Source organism: Cobetia sp. L2A1 (genome assembly GCF_009796845.1).
GTDB lineage: Bacteria > Pseudomonadota > Gammaproteobacteria > Pseudomonadales > Halomonadaceae > Cobetia.
The window spans coordinates 1,166,767-1,181,038 of record NZ_CP047025.1; the positions used below are offsets into that span (position 1 = coordinate 1,166,767).

General features: G+C 57.0%; 12 protein-coding genes. 10 read left to right on the forward strand and 2 right to left on the reverse strand.

The features are described from left to right. The first annotated feature begins 135 nt into the window (after positions 1-135). The 8 genes from accD to GQR90_RS05085 all read left to right on the forward strand — a co-directional run bounded on the left by accD (position 136) and on the right by GQR90_RS05085 (position 8,694). A complete protein-coding gene (gene accD / locus GQR90_RS05050; RefSeq protein WP_158773163.1) occupies positions 136-1,170 on the forward strand; it encodes an acetyl-CoA carboxylase, carboxyltransferase subunit beta in 1,035 nt (344 codons plus the stop codon). Then, entirely contained in the window at positions 1,163-2,596 is a 1,434-nt protein-coding gene (locus tag GQR90_RS05055) for a bifunctional folylpolyglutamate synthase/dihydrofolate synthase (RefSeq protein WP_158773164.1), read from the forward strand. The genes accD and GQR90_RS05055 overlap by 8 nt, the downstream gene beginning before the upstream one ends. 51 nt (positions 2,597-2,647) lie before the next feature. Next, positions 2,648-3,331 (forward strand): SPOR domain-containing protein, encoded by a 684-nt coding sequence (locus GQR90_RS05060; protein ID WP_158773165.1) that lies wholly within the window; start codon positions 2,648-2,650, stop codon positions 3,329-3,331. After that, positions 3,328-4,050 carry a CvpA family protein gene (locus GQR90_RS05065; protein WP_158773166.1) on the forward strand — a complete coding sequence of 241 codons (723 nt, stop codon included), beginning with the start codon at positions 3,328-3,330 and terminating at the stop codon, positions 4,048-4,050. Before GQR90_RS05060 ends, GQR90_RS05065 begins: the two co-directional genes overlap by 4 nt. Before the next feature lie 199 nt (positions 4,051-4,249). Next, complete coding sequence (gene purF / locus GQR90_RS05070) at positions 4,250-5,764, forward strand: amidophosphoribosyltransferase (protein WP_158773167.1); 1,515 nt, start codon at positions 4,250-4,252, stop codon at positions 5,762-5,764. Between the two features lie 193 nt (positions 5,765-5,957). Beyond that, a complete protein-coding gene (locus GQR90_RS05075) occupies positions 5,958-7,172 on the forward strand; it encodes an O-succinylhomoserine sulfhydrylase (protein ID WP_158773168.1) in 1,215 nt (404 codons plus the stop codon). A 317-nt stretch (positions 7,173-7,489) separates the two neighbouring features. Next, positions 7,490-8,032 (forward strand): cytochrome b, encoded by a 543-nt coding sequence (locus GQR90_RS05080; RefSeq protein ID WP_158773169.1) that lies wholly within the window; start codon positions 7,490-7,492, stop codon positions 8,030-8,032. Positions 8,033-8,094: 62 nt separating this feature from the next. Next, on the forward strand, positions 8,095-8,694 hold the full coding sequence (locus GQR90_RS05085) for a YceI family protein (protein WP_158773170.1): 600 nt from the start codon (positions 8,095-8,097) through the stop codon (positions 8,692-8,694). Between the two features lie 125 nt (positions 8,695-8,819). On the opposite strand, the gene GQR90_RS05090 is transcribed toward GQR90_RS05085, so the two are convergent. Next, the gene (locus GQR90_RS05090) at positions 8,820-9,437 is read right to left on the reverse strand and encodes a LysE family translocator (protein WP_158773171.1); all 618 of its coding nucleotides are present in this window, start codon (positions 9,435-9,437) and stop codon (positions 8,820-8,822) included. A gap of 203 nt (positions 9,438-9,640) precedes the next feature. Between GQR90_RS05090 and GQR90_RS17735 the strand changes: the two genes are divergently transcribed. Then, positions 9,641-9,769, forward strand: a complete 129-nt coding sequence (locus GQR90_RS17735; protein WP_267902044.1) for a hypothetical protein — start codon at positions 9,641-9,643, stop codon at positions 9,767-9,769. Between the two features lie 761 nt (positions 9,770-10,530). On the opposite strand, the gene GQR90_RS05095 is transcribed toward GQR90_RS17735, so the two are convergent. Next, positions 10,531-11,391, reverse strand: coding sequence for a 2OG-Fe dioxygenase family protein (locus GQR90_RS05095; RefSeq protein WP_158773172.1), 861 nt, complete (start codon positions 11,389-11,391; stop codon positions 10,531-10,533). Positions 11,392-11,839: 448 nt separating this feature from the next. Here GQR90_RS05095 and GQR90_RS05100 point away from each other — a divergent pair, with 448 nt between their 5' ends. After that, positions 11,840-13,855 carry a putative bifunctional diguanylate cyclase/phosphodiesterase gene (locus GQR90_RS05100; protein ID WP_233266438.1) on the forward strand — a complete coding sequence of 672 codons (2,016 nt, stop codon included), beginning with the start codon at positions 11,840-11,842 and terminating at the stop codon, positions 13,853-13,855. Positions 13,856-14,272 lie beyond the last annotated feature (417 nt).

Sequence of the window (14,272 nt, forward strand, 5' to 3'; positions counted from 1 at the left end):
GGCGCTGCCCTGTGATGGCAGCTGCCCGCCATATTGTCGAAGGCGTTATTGCCCGAGAATATGTGCCAACTCGCATGGCCGCCGGCACTTGCCGAGCGGTGCCCAGAACAGCAGCAAAACGGAAGCCTCCCCACCATGAGCTGGCTTGACAAGATTGTGCCGTCAATGAGCCGTATCCAACGCAAGGATCGGCGCACCTCCATTCCTGATGGCCTGTGGCGTAAATGCCCCAAGTGCGAAGCAGTCCAGTACCTTCCGGAGCTGACCAAGCACGACAACGTCTGCCCGAAGTGTGACCACCATCTGCGTCTCACTGCGCGTGCACGTTTGTCCTGGTTCCTGGACAGTGAAGGTCGTGAGGAAATCGCCGCAGATCTTGAGCCGGTCGATCGTCTCAAGTTCCGCGACTCCAAGAAGTACAAGGACCGCCTGAGTGCTGCTCAGAAGCAGACCGAAGAGAAGGATGCGCTGATTGCCATGCGTGGATCTCTTGACGGCCAGCCGCTGATTGCGGTGGCCTTCGAGTTCGGCTTCATGGGCGGTTCCATGGGTGCTGTCGTCGGCGAGAAATTCGTGCGTGCGGCAGAACTGGCACTGGCCGAGAATATTCCGCTGGTGTGCTTCGCGGCCTCCGGTGGCGCGCGTATGCAGGAAGCGCTGTTCTCTCTGATGCAGATGGCCAAGACCTCAGCTGCACTTGAGAAGCTCAAGCAGGCGGGCGTGCCTTACATCAGCGTGCTGACAGACCCCGTCTTCGGCGGTGTCTCCGCATCACTGGCGATGTTGGGTGACCTGAACGTCGCTGAGCCGAATGCCCTGATCGGCTTCGCGGGTCCGCGTGTCATTGAGCAGACCGTGCGTGAGAAGCTGCCGGAAGGTTTCCAGCGCTCTGAATTCCTGCTCGAGCATGGCGCTGTCGACATGATCATTCATCGTCGTGACATGCGTGAGCGCCTCTCCAGTATCCTGCTCAAGCTGCAGGGATTACCGATGACCAAGGGAGACGACATCGCGGTCGAAACACCGGAAGTCACCGCAGAATCCGTAGAGGTTGCTGAAGTTGTCGTCGAAGGCGATATCGTCAAGGAAGAGCCGCGCTCTGCCGTGGAAAGCGTTCTTGATGAGACCTTCTCAAGCGATCAGCCGAAAGGCGAGCGTCGCGATGGCTGAGCAGGGCACCGACCCGGCAGGCTGCAATGCGTCTGACGCATTGCAGCCGTTCAGCCTCTCCCCTCTGCATGCGGCCGTGCCGCGCGGCCTCACGCTTGCCCAATGGTTGACACGTCTTGAGTGTCAGCACCCTGTCAGCATTGATATGGGATTGTCTCGCGTGCAATGCGTCGCAAGGCGACTTGGGCTTGTTGGCCCTGACGCCCGCCGTCTTGGCGGGCGTGTCATCACTGTCGCTGGCACGAATGGCAAGGGATCTACAGTGGCGATGCTTGATGCGCTGGGCCGCGCACATGGATTGACTACAGCCACCTATACCTCTCCTCATCTGCTTCACTACAACGAGCGTCTGTCCGTCAATGGTCAGAATGTGAGTGATGATGCGCTGATCACTGCGTTTGAGCAGATTGATTCAGCACGCCATGCCGATGAAGGTGATGGCGACGGCGTTATCAGTCTTACCTACTTTGAAGCCGGTACCCTTGCGGGACTGTGGCTGATTGCTCAGCAACAGCCAGCATTGGCGATTCTCGAAGTTGGCTTGGGGGGGCGCTTGGATGCCGTCAATATCATCGATTGCGATGTGGCAGTGATTACCACGGTGGCGCAAGACCATGCTGCCTTCCTCGGTACTGATATCGAGAATATCGGCTTTGAGAAAGCCGGTATCCTCCGGGCTGGGCGTCCGGCGATCTTTGGGTCTGATGGCTTGCCGGCAAGCTGTGCTGCACATGCGGTTACGCTCGACGTCACTCCCCAGGTGTTGTGGCAGGATTTTCGCTGGCAGTCAGACGAGAATGAGATGGACACAGGCAATGCAGCGCCGCGCTGGACATGGCAGCGTTTGATCTCGCCGGCCCTGACGCTTGAGGCACTGCCAGACCCTGGTTTGCCGTGTGATAACGCAGCTACTGCCTTGTCAGCGCTGGTGGCGGCCGATGTGATGCTTGATGCGGTCGCGGTGCGTCATGCACTGGCAACCGTCAAGCTCCAGGGGCGCATGCAGTGGCTGACGCGCCATGCGCGCGATTGGTGTCTGGATGTGGGACATAACCCGCATGCCGCCACCTATCTGGCGCAACGACTGGCAGCGCGCGATCAACGCAGTGATCGTGACGCCGCCACGCAGCCTCGCTGGGCTTTGCTGGCCATGCTGGGGGATAAGGATGCACGGGGCGTCATTGAGGCGTTGGCGCCCGTCGTGGACGGATTTGTCGTGGCGACATTGGGCGGTGAACGTAGTCGACAGGCTAGCGAGCTGGCTTCTGTGGTGCGGGCGAGTGGTAGCGAAGTGCTGGCTGAATGCGACACCGTCACGGCTGCTGCTCGCTGGTTGGTCGAGGAAGCGACCGCCGGTGAGGTGCTGGTGTGTGGCTCCTTCTTCACGGTGGGCGAAGCATTGACATGGCTCGAGGCTGATGCCTGATATCAGGCAGCCTTTCGGGCCGTGGAATCCGGGTGCAAGGGAGATGACACGATGAAATATGGCAAGCGAGAGCGGATCAGCGGTGCGGTCATCCTGGTGGCATTGGGCGTTATCTTCATTCCCATGTTGTTTGATGAGCCACCGGCCCGTGATGAGCGTCCTGGCCCGGTCATGACATTGGGCAAGCCAGTGGATATCGATCGTTCGACCGTCGATGCGCCTCAGCCGCCCAGCGAGCTGAAGATTGGGACGGATGTGCCGATCACCTTTGTCGACAGTAATGGCAAGGTGCGGGATAACACGTCATCCAATGTTTCTGACAGTGGTGAGAGCCGTGTGGCTGAGGCGAATCAGCTGTCAGCGCCGCAACTTGCGGCCAGGGCTGAGTCAAAACCGGTCGCCAAGCCTGAGTCGAAACCAGAACCGAAGTCAGCGCCGAAAGCGACTCCGACGCCTAAGCCGAAAGCGGTGGCGCCGGCAAGCGCACCTTCTTCCTCAGCGGGCGGTTGGGCAGTGCAGGTCGGTAGCTTCGGTGAGTCGAGCAATGCCGAGCGCCTTCAGCAGGAGTTGCAGGGCAAGGGCTTCGCGGCTTATCGCGTTGCGCGTGGCAGCAAGCTGACAGTCGTATTCGTCGGTCCTTACACTTCTTCCGAGATTGGTGAGTCAGCGCGCTCCCGCCTGCAGGAGCAGGTCAATATCAAGGGCTTGCTGGTGCGTCGGAAGGAGGGTGAGTGAACGATCTGGTCTGGATCGATTGGCTGTGTCTTGGGCTCATCGGCATTTCAATTCTGCTGGGTCTGATGCGTGGCCTGCTCAGCGAGGCGCTGGGGTTAGCCGGTTGGCTGGTAGCCCTTGTCGCCGCACGTCAGTTCGGAGCTGAAGTGGGTGGGCTGCTCGAGGAGGTGATTCTTTCACCCGGCATTCGTACCGCTGTCGGCTTTGTGCTGGTCGTGATTGGTACGGTGCTGCTCTGGGGGTTGATGCTGCGGCTGTTGGAACGGCTAGTGCAGGCGGTAGGCATGGGCGGCTTCAATCGTTTGCTGGGCGGCGTATTCGGTGCTCTGCGCGCGGGTGTTATCCTGGTGTTGATCACGGCAGTCGTCGGGCTGACACCGTTGCGCGACAGTGCTGACTGGCAGGCTACGCAGCTTCGGCCCACGCTCGAGCAGCTACGTGACTGGTCACTGGCGCGCTATCGCGAATGGGATACCGGTGGTGAGTGGGGGCCAGCCCAGCAGCCGCAGCAGGTATCGCGCGCCACCAACGAGAGCTCGACTGGCAAGAGCGCCGATAGTCCATCGCTGGCACAGCAAGCCGGCAGCCTGCTTGAGAGTGCGCGTCGCGAGGGCAGTGCGCTGACAGAGCGTCTCGGACAGCAGGCGGTACAGACGTTTACGCGTCAGCCGCGCGCGCAGGAGTCTCAACGCGAGGCGAGTGCGACGACATCACCATAGCGATATTGGACGCCGGGCTTCTTGCCCGGCGTCGCCGTTTAACGGTGCTTCACTCCTGACTTATTGGTCAGGTGTTGCCTGCTCCGTGGGCAGGCCTGACAATTGCGACGTGTGAGCACCCATATTGTCATGTGGACGGGCGCCGGCCCTTGCCAGCGTGCGCTTCCCTATCCAAGTGTATCAGTGAGGTAATGACGGGATGTGCGGGATTGTAGGTTTGATGGCCAACGCCTCGGTAAATCAGGCGCTGTATGACGCGCTGACCGTATTGCAGCACCGTGGGCAAGATGCCGCGGGGATGATGACCTGGCACGAAGGGCGCTTCCTGCTGCGCAAGAGCAATGGTCTGGTGCGTGACGTTTTCCGCACCCGTCATATGCAGCGTCTCAAGGGCAACATGGGTATTGGCCATGTTCGCTATCCGACCGCCGGCTCGTCCAGTGAGGCGGAATCACAGCCGTTCTACGTCAATTCGCCTTATGGCATCACGTTGGCGCACAACGGTAACCTGACCAACTCTGATCAGCTCAAGCAGGAGCTGTTCTCCTCTGATTTGCGTCACATCAATACCAGCTCTGATTCCGAAGTGCTGCTCAATGTCTTTGCCCACGAGCTGGGCAAGCAGGGCATGCGTCTCGGGGCTGGTGATGTCTTTGATGCCGTGCGTCGTGTGCATCGCCGTTGTAAAGGCGGCTATGCGGCAGTCTCGATCATCAACGGCACGGGCCTCGTCGCCTTCCGTGACCCGCACGGTATTCGTCCGGCGTGTTTCGGCAAGCGTGAAGCGCCTGAGGGCGTCGAGTATATGATCGCCTCTGAATCCGTGGCCTTGGATGTGGCAGGTTTCGAGCTCATTCGCGACATTGCACCGGGTGAGGCCGTCTTCATCGATATGGAGCGTCAGCTACACACGCTGCAGTGCGCTGATGATGCCGTGCTCAAGCCTTGTATCTTCGAGCACGTCTATCTGGCACGCCCGGACTCCCTGCTTGACGGTGCCTATGTCTATGGCACCCGGATGCGCATGGGCGAGAAGCTGGCTGACAAGATCGTGCGTGAATGGCCGGAACAGGACATCGACGTCGTCATCCCGATTCCGGATACCTCACGTACGTCGGCACTCGAGCTGGCGCAGCATCTGGGGGTGACGTATCGCGAAGGCTTCATGAAGAATCGCTATATCGGGCGTACCTTCATCATGCCAGGTCAGACGTTGCGCAAGAAGTCAGTGCGCCAGAAGCTCAATGCTATCGATATTGAGTTCGCGGGCAAGAACGTGCTGCTGGTGGATGATTCCATCGTGCGCGGTACCACCTGCAACGAGATTATCCAGATGGCGCGTGAAGCGGGTGCCAAGAATGTCTACTTTGCCTCGGCTGCCCCTGCGGTTCGTTATCCGAATGTCTACGGCATCGACATGCCTGCGGCGGAAGAGTTGATCGCACACGATCGTACCGAAAAGGAAATCGCCGATCTCATCGGTGCTGATCGTCTGTTCTATCAGGACCTCGAAGACCTCAAGGATGCCTGCCGTGAAGTCAATCCGGTGCTCGACGAGTTCGATTGCTCCGTGTTTGATGGCATCTACGTGACTGGCGATATTGATGAGGCGTATCTGAGCGATCTGCGCGCCTCGCGTAATGATGGCGCCAAGCACGCTGGTGAGACTCACGCGGTAGTGGATCTGCACAACGATTCGGAAGATCTCGACTGACGTCCAGGCTTGTCGTTAGGCAACGCCGCGATCAGTGACCTGCAACGGGCTCCGGAGAAATCCGGGGCCCGTTGTGCGTTCAAAACCGGTAATATTGATGTCTCTCCCCCCTGAGAGGGGCTGGCACGGCAGTGCGTGAAAACGACAGCACCTGTGTCGCCGGCAGAATCTTACAGAATAGGTACTGGACACCATGCACGAAGACAATCTTTCCCGCGCCGATCTCTCCCGCGATGAGCTGGGTCTCGAGACACTTGCCATCCGCGCTGGCCACCTGCGTGGCGCCGAGCAGGAACACGGTGAGCCTATCTATACGACGTCCAGTTTCGTTTATGGCAGTGCTGCCGAAGCAGCGGCCAAGTTCGGTGGTGACGAGGCAGGTAATATCTACTCACGCTTCACTAACCCGACAGTGCGCTTCTTCGAAGAGCGTCTCGCCGCGATGGAAGGCGGTGAACGTTGCGTCGCAACCAGCTCTGGCATGGCCGCTATCATGTCCACGGTGCTGGCGTTGCTGGAGTCCGGAGATGAGATTGTCGCGTCACGCTCCATCTTCGGGTCCAGTGTCAGTCTGTTCACCAAGTATTTCGGCAAGCTGGGCATCACCACACACTTTGTCGAGCTGGGTGATCTCGATGCCTGGCGCGCGGCGATTACACCGGCCACCAAACTGCTGTTTGCCGAGACGCCGTCCAATCCGCTATCCGAGATTGGTGATATTGCGGCATTGGCCGAGATAGCACATGAGCACAATGCCTGGTTGGCCATCGATAATTGCTTCTGCACGCCGGCACTCCAGCGTCCGCTGACACTGGGGGCCGATATCGTCATTCACTCCGCGACCAAGTATCTGGATGGGCAGGGACGTACGTTGGGCGGCGCCGTCGTGGGGAGTCACGCGCTGATGGAAGAGGTGTTTGGTGTGGTGCGGACGTGCGGTCCGTGCCTTAGCCCCTTCAATGCCTGGGTGTTCCTCAAGGGGCTGGAGACACTCAACATCCGCATGCAGGCACATTGCGCACGTGCACTTGAGCTGGCGCACTGGCTGGAAGCGCATCCCGCGGTGGAGCGCGTGCACTACTCTGGCCTTGAGAGCCATCCACAGCATGAATTGGCCAAGGTGCAGCAGAAGGCATTTGGGGCCGTATTGGGTGTGGTCATCAAGGGTGGCCGTGAGGGTGCCTGGTCAGTAGTCGATGCCACGCGGATTCTGTCAATTACCGGTAATCTGGGAGATGTGAAAACCACCATCACGCATCCGGCCACCACGACCCACGGACGCCTTAGTGACGAACAGAAAGCGGCGGCGGGTATTGTAGAAGGAATGATCCGGATTGCCGTTGGTCTGGAAGATCTCGACGACATCAAACGTGACTTGGCACGTGGCCTCGACCGTCTGGCGGGCTGAAGCGAAAAGCCGCTCAGAGATAGAGCTCAGCGGTTAACGTAGCTGGCGGCCAGTGTCTCGATGAATTGATGGTGGCTTGTGTCATGCAACGAGGCGATTCATCCGAAGAGGCGACTGTTCTTTGATACACGAACGCTTGGTCAAGTCGGGCGTTTGTGTCTTTAGCAAAGGGTAACGGTTAGCCCCTCGAGGTCTTGGCGTCACGCTCGCCACTGGTTAAGCTCTCGCGTAATGAAATCATGATGACGCCGTGGCAGATCGACGAAGATCTCCGTGGCACTACCGACAGGCGTAGATAGCAAGAGGCGGGAGCTTGAATGTGGCGTAATTCTCGACGTGGCTGGGGCTGGCCGGTCATCGCAATGCACTGGCTGTCGGCGCTGGCCATCTTCGGGCTGTTTGCTCTCGGCTGGTGGATGACATCCTTGGGCTATTACGATACCTGGTACAAACTCGGCCCCTGGTGGCACAAGTCTGTGGGTATCAGCTTGTTTGCATTAACGGTATTGCGGTTGGTCTGGCGGCACCTGCAGATAACGCCACAGGCACATGGTAATCGTACTGAGCAGCGCGCTGCCTTCGTGGGTCACGTATTGCTCTATGTATTGTTACTGGTGGTTATGGCGTCCGGCTATCTGATTTCCACGGCGGATGGCCGCGGGATTAGCGTGTTTGACCTCTTTGAGGTACCAGCTCTTGTCACCGGACTCAAAGACCAGGCAACGCTCGCCGGTGATGTCCATTGGTACGCCTCCTGTGGCTTGGTCATTTTGTCGCTGGGACATGCCGCTGCAGCCTTCAAGCACCATCTGCTGGATGGACAGGATACGTTGCGGCGTATGATTCGGCCGTTGCGATGATGAAAGAGGGCGTCAATATCATTGGGCGCCAGATGTGACGAATCCACTCAAGGAGCATCAACATGAACAAGACATCCTTCCTCGGCCAGTCACTCATTGCAGGTGTCATGGCAGCTTCCCTGCCGCTGGTAGCTGGGCAGGCTCAGGCCTCGGAGTACGCGCTGGATACCGAAGGGCAGCATGCTTTCATTCAGTTCAAGGTCAGTCATCTGGGCTATTCTTACATCCTGGGTGAGTTCAAGGATTTCAGCGGTCACTTCAACTACGACGAAGGCAAGCCGGAAGCCTCCAGTGTCAATGTGGAAGTTGATGTCGATAGTCTGGACAGCGCGCATGCCGAGCGTGACAAGCACCTAAAATCTGCTGACTTCCTGGATGTCTCTCAGTATCCGACCGCGACCTTCTCCTCGACTGGCTTTGAGACGACTGGCGATGGTGCAGGTAAGCTGACGGGTGATCTGACGTTACACGGCAAAACTCAACCGGTCACCATCGACGTAGATCACATCGGTGGCGGTGAAGATCCCTGGGGCGGCTATCGTCAAGGCTTCGAGGGCACCACGACATTGAAGCTTGCCGACTATGGCATTGATACGTCCAAGCTAGGCCCGACGGCGGCCACCGTCGACATGTATATGGTATTTGAAGGGATTCGTCAGTAAGCGTCTGGCACAAGATGCGGTCATACTGGTGAGTATTTCTGCCCCTTGAAAACACAAACGCCCCTGCCAAGCTGGCAGGGGCGTTTGTGTTTGGCGATGTCAGTGCATTGGTGGCGGTGACTGGATCAGCCGCGCAATGCCAGATAGCTACCTGCCCCGATCATCAAAGAGCCTGCCCCGCGATTGAGGCGGCGCACTGCTTGTGGAGAGCGTAGGTAGCGACGAATACGCCTCGCTATATAGCCGATAGGCAGCACGCCTACCAACAAGGCACTCAGATTGAGGGCAGCGGCAATCACGATATCACTGCCGTTGAGCTGCGTGATGTCCATGAAGGTCGGCAAGAAGGCTATATAGAATAAAATGACCTTGGGGTTAGAGGCTGAGATCAGAAAGCCCTGAATGAAGCCTCGCCACCAGTCACCGCGCACGCTCGGCACCTGAGTCTCATCGAGTACCGGCGGGCTGGTCCATAGCGTGTAGCCCAGATAGCACAGGTAGGCTGCCCCCAGAATACGAATGACAGTGAAGAGTTCACCCCAGTGGGTCGCCAGTGCTGAAAGTCCGAAGACGGCGGCCAGCATGTAGCAGACATCACTGAGGCTCATGCCTACCGCCATGGGGACACAGGCATTACCGCCCTGGCTAATGCCGCGCGCCAGTAATGCAAGAATGCCGGGGCCTGGAGTGATGCCAAAGATGAAGATGGCAATGAAGAAGGTTAGCCCGGTTTCAAAGGTCATGATGACGTCCTGATGAGAGGAGGGCGGGCTGGATATCAGCTTGGTTGTCGGCCATCGAGTATCCTCTCTCGGGTGCCAGTGCAGCAACAGCATGTTGTCGCTGATTGCGCTTGTTGGCTCCCTTTACTATAGCCACCAGACTCCGCTCCCTTTTTTATGGGCACTGCTACGATCTGTGCAGAAAAAGGTGCAAAGGAGGTGATATGACGATGAATACAGTGCTCCCAGTGATGGACCTCGATACCTTCCATTGTGAAAGCCAGGCTGCTATGGATGCAGTGACCAGCTCTCCATCACTGTGCTATCACTACGTTATCGCCACATTGATTTGACACGGTTCTACGCAAATGAAGCGGCGGTAAGGTGTGCTACCCGTGGGAATGATGTGCCGCATGAGGAGATACGCCTTTTTACGGTTGCTCATGTTGATGAAGTATTGGACTTGCCTGGTGGCGAGCACATCGTGATCAATCAGGTTGAGGTACATTGCTTTCCCGGAGAGTCGAAAGCTGGCGGGATACTGCGCTGGCCAAGGGGGGCGGTGATGGAATCCATGCCTTGGCAGTAGGCAATGTGATGCAGGGTGAGGCGGTGAAAGATATCGCAGTCCGTCACGAAGTCAGCGCCGCGTAGATCACACTTGCCTGGATGGTAGCACGGGGAATCATCGTCATTTTTTTCATCAGCCAGGTCGCGCAATCAGCAGGCCAGCCTCGAGATGTTGGACATTCGTCTCACTGGAGTGGATAAGCAACGCTGCAATGAAGCATCGGAACGCGGTGAGTGAATCTTCGACTTGGGCTTTGCGCCGAGCTGGGATGCATACGTATCGCGATATGGTATGGCGTTCGGAAGACAGCATCGCTCGAAATATTCATCAACGTATCCCCCCAAGTGTGGGAGGTATCAAGCGTGGTAGCTTTCCAATGAAAAAACCAGCCGGTTGCCCGACTGGTTTTTTCTTGCACGCTTCAGCAATCTATCATGCCATTAGTGTAAGACTTCAGGTGATGGTTATCCGGAGTCTACCGAACCATCTTGTTGCGATGATGAATGCAGGGTGCTGGCTGACCGCCACTAGCTCATGGCGGGATTACCCTTGTTCATTCAACACGGCGCCCGGGAAATGACGACGTAGCATACGGTTCTGGAACTCATCAATGAATGCACAGTTGATGATGATGATGAAGCGCTCAAAGTGCTGGCCAGCATTCTCCTGCGAAATTGAACTAACGCTGTGGAACAACTGATCATCGTGGATATGAAGGATCTCTCCCGGTGTCAGCTCCGTTGTGGATAGCAATTCACTTCCTGCCTTGTCTTGATAAAGCGTGTTGATGGCGCCGCTGACATTCTCCCGATTGAGCACCAGTATGCTTAGATATTTGCAGCCATCGGCATGAATGCCCTGTCCTTGAAGCGGATCGATGGTGCCATCTCCACGTACTCCCGTAATTTGCATCAAGATCGGTTCACGCGGACCAATGCCCCACATGTCAGTCCAGGCCTTCACAAAGGCGCGGACATCGTCACGTTCGGTGAACGACTCTTCCAGCGGTGCATAATATCTCAGGCGATCGGCCATGCTTGCAGCGTCGTTGAACCGCCCACCTTGGGCCATCGGGCATTCTCCGAGAGTCTCTACCTCATGCTGGTCGTTGAGGTGCAGCCAGGACATGCGCTTCCAGCGGGTGTTGACATAAGGGTCGCGCGGAAGATCTTTCAGGAAGCCCTGCCAGGCGTTCAGATCAATATGCGCCGAGATGGAAGACTTGCTCCAGTGTTGATGTTCCAGCTCCACATGGACTGCTTTTGGCCAGTACTGAGATGTCAGAGGCAGTGTTGTGCTATCCGCGGATTGTGTCGGATAGTGTTCCGCTAGGCTGCTCTGCTCCAGAGTCAGTTTGCGGGAAGAGTCGGCCAGCTGACGTACGCCACGATTTGCGATGTTCATGTAAAATTCCTCGACGTTATCTGCGCTTATGCGCTTGATTGAAGGCGTTGCATTAGCAACGTCGAGGAGAATGGAAAGATGCGCGCGACATAGTCAAACCCATACCTTGGCAGGAAGGCACTAATGTTGCGTAAGTATCATCAATATAGGTGCTGGTCTGTCGCTACGGCATGAATAATCTGATCGACTGGTATTATGTAAGCCATTAGCGCTATTCTTCAGCCTGTCACTAAGGTCAAGTTACTGTGTGTCTGTAAACTCGCCATGAGCAAGCGTTGAGTGCACGGAGACTGGAGGGGCATCAGACGCTGGGTTTACGCGTGGAAGACACATAGACTTGATCAAGGCAGCGGGAGCGTAGCCGCACGAGTGCAGAGTAAGCAGATGATGTGCCCCCAGCCGGTGTTCGGTGTGTAGGGTCAAGTGGGTAGTGGAGGTGTCCTTTATCATGGCAAAAGGGTTCCGTCAGGCTGGTAGTGCCGCCGGAATATTGCGCTCTAGTTCCGTTATTATTGTCGCGGTTATGTCACTAATGGCAGTGCTGGTGGCAGGGGAGGGCATGATCGGGCGCTGGATAACAGCGATGCTGATGGTGATTCTTGGCGCAACAGCGGGCATCATGCTAACTCGCAAGCGTCAGGTGTCACATCATCAGCACACGCAGGAGGCGGTCATGCAGACGAGTATGGTTGGCCCCTCGACCAGCAAGGGTCTTCCCGTCAGCGATCAGCGGTTTCGAGAGTTGTTGGAAAGTCTGCCGCGCGTTGCTGTCCAGGGGTACGACAGCCAGCGCCGCGTCATTTACTGGAACGAGGCGAGTGAGCGGCTATACGGTTTCAGCGAGCAGGAAGCTCGTGGACGATGTCTGGAATCTTTGCTGATTCCGGAAACGATGGCAGACGTCGTAGTGGATGCGCATCATGCATGGATGAGCAAGGGCGTCGAGATCCCTTCAAGTGAACTTGAGCTAAAGCACAAGTCAGGGGCTCCTGTGCCTGTGTTTTCTCACCATGTCATGCTGGGGGAGCGCACCGACAACCCGTTGATGTTCTGTATCGATATTGATTTGACGGGGGAGCGCAAGGTTCAGCGTGAGCTGGATTACATGACGCGCTTTGACCCGTTGACCGAGCTACCCAATCGTCAAACCTTTGAGAGTGAGCTTGAGCAGGTACTGAGCGATTGTCATCGCCACGGCGATACGCTGATGGTGCTATTTCTCGATATCGACCATTTTACCGAAATCAACGACACCCTGGGATACGAGATGGGTGACCGGGTGATTCGCAGTGTCGCGTCACGCTTGCAAGGCTTTCAGCGTGGTCAGGATCTTCTGTCGCGCTTTGGGGGGGATGAGTTTGTACTGGCGATGCCTCGCCTGGATTACGAAAGTGATGCATTGGCTGTGGTCGAGCGTATTCGCGAAGACTTCCAGCACCCCTTCACCATTGATGGGTGCGAGCTCTTGTTGCGTTTGAGCATTGGCATCAGCCTGTATCCCGAAAATGGCAGTGACGCGGGAGAGTTGCTACGCAATGCTGATGTCGCGAAACACCGCGCCAAGCAGGCGGGACGTGACGGCTATCAATTCTTCAATCAGGAAGTCCGCAATGAGATGCTGCATCAGCACCATCTGGCTGGGCGGCTTCAGGCGTTGTTGAATCAGGATGGCGGCGGAGAACTCTCTTTGCACTATCAGCCTCAGGTCGCCGCACGCAGCGAGCGGATCGAGTCCTTCGAGGCACTGATGCGTTGGCATGCGCCGGAAGGCTATATCCCGCCCTCGGACTTTATCAAGGTGGCAGAGCGTACCAATCTCATTGAGCGTCTGGGAGACTGGGTTATTCGTCAGGCGTGCCATCAGCAGGCGGAATGGCATGCATTGGGGCTTAAAGGCTACCGGATCGACATCAATATTTCGGGACGACAGGCGACCAGCTCTGACGTTTTCCAGCGTCTCGAGGACTGTGTCGCGGAATACGGCTTAACGCCACGCGATATCGGGATAGAGCTGACCGAGAACGTCTTGCTCGAAGCAGACGTCAAGGTGCGTGATAGTTTGCGCGCCCTGCATGATCGTGGTTACAAGATCGCGATTGATGACTTCGGGACAGGGTACTCCTCGATGAGCTATCTCAAGATGCTGCCGGTCACGGCACTCAAGATTGATCGCTCATTCGTGACGGAGTGCGCTCACGAACCGAAGGATCGCGCGATCATGGAGGCGACCATCTTCCTGGGCCATCGACTGGGGCTGGAAGTGGTAGCTGAGGGAGTAGAGAACATTCAGCAGCTAGAGCTATTGCGTGAGATGCGGTGTGATCTCATTCAGGGCTATTACTTTTATAAGCCGATGGCGGCGGCAGATATTCAGCGCTTGCTCCTGGGAGGCAATAACCCGCAAAGTCACCGTATAAGTGCTGGGCCAGGCGAAAATGGTGCCGCAGCACCGGGGTGCCATTGAAGCAACGTTGGCTCGTTGCCGTAGTAGCATGGGACTGTTGCTATTAATGTGCTTTTTTGTTCGCGCGCTAAAAGATATGATGCTGACAGTTGAAGCGGGATGGGCTGCCAATTTCATCGAGTGATGAGCAGCAGTCTGTTACGGAGTTGTCGAGTCGAGCAGAGTACGGCTCCTCGACAACTCCTGCCGAGGGTGGCTGCGTCGTTCAATGCGCAGAGTTGTTCGCCCACCCTCGCTTCCGACCTGCTTGGCAGGTTGCGATGGTTCCTTGAGCGGATTTAACGATCTTTCTGGCAATATCCTCTGGATATGATGGCCGGTCAGGCCAGTCCTTGTGACTGGCCTTTTTTATGTGTGTCAGTTGAGTTTCCTTACCGCTCTCTTCTGCCGCGTGGCGTCTTCGGTAGCCCTTCTGGC

Excerpts from the sequence above, each read along its gene's own strand:
- GQR90_RS05085 (WP_158773170.1), top strand. The coding sequence starts at position 8,095 with ATGAACAAGACATCCTTCCTCGGCCAGTCACTCATTGCAGGTGTCATG.
- GQR90_RS05075 (WP_158773168.1), top strand. The coding sequence starts at position 5,958 with ATGCACGAAGACAATCTTTCCCGCGCCGATCTCTCCCGCGATGAGCTG.
- GQR90_RS05060 (WP_158773165.1), top strand. The coding sequence starts at position 2,648 with ATGAAATATGGCAAGCGAGAGCGGATCAGCGGTGCGGTCATCCTGGTG.
- GQR90_RS05100 (WP_233266438.1), top strand. The coding sequence starts at position 11,840 with ATGGCAAAAGGGTTCCGTCAGGCTGGTAGTGCCGCCGGAATATTGCGC.
- GQR90_RS17735 (WP_267902044.1), top strand. The coding sequence starts at position 9,641 with ATGACGATGAATACAGTGCTCCCAGTGATGGACCTCGATACCTTCCAT.
- accD (WP_158773163.1), top strand. The coding sequence starts at position 136 with ATGAGCTGGCTTGACAAGATTGTGCCGTCAATGAGCCGTATCCAACGC.
- purF (WP_158773167.1), top strand. The coding sequence starts at position 4,250 with ATGTGCGGGATTGTAGGTTTGATGGCCAACGCCTCGGTAAATCAGGCG.
- GQR90_RS05080 (WP_158773169.1), top strand. The coding sequence starts at position 7,490 with ATGTGGCGTAATTCTCGACGTGGCTGGGGCTGGCCGGTCATCGCAATG.
- GQR90_RS05095 (WP_158773172.1), bottom strand. The coding sequence starts at position 11,391 with ATGAACATCGCAAATCGTGGCGTACGTCAGCTGGCCGACTCTTCCCGC.
- GQR90_RS05090 (WP_158773171.1), bottom strand. The coding sequence starts at position 9,437 with ATGACCTTTGAAACCGGGCTAACCTTCTTCATTGCCATCTTCATCTTT.
- GQR90_RS05055 (WP_158773164.1), top strand. The coding sequence starts at position 1,163 with ATGGCTGAGCAGGGCACCGACCCGGCAGGCTGCAATGCGTCTGACGCA.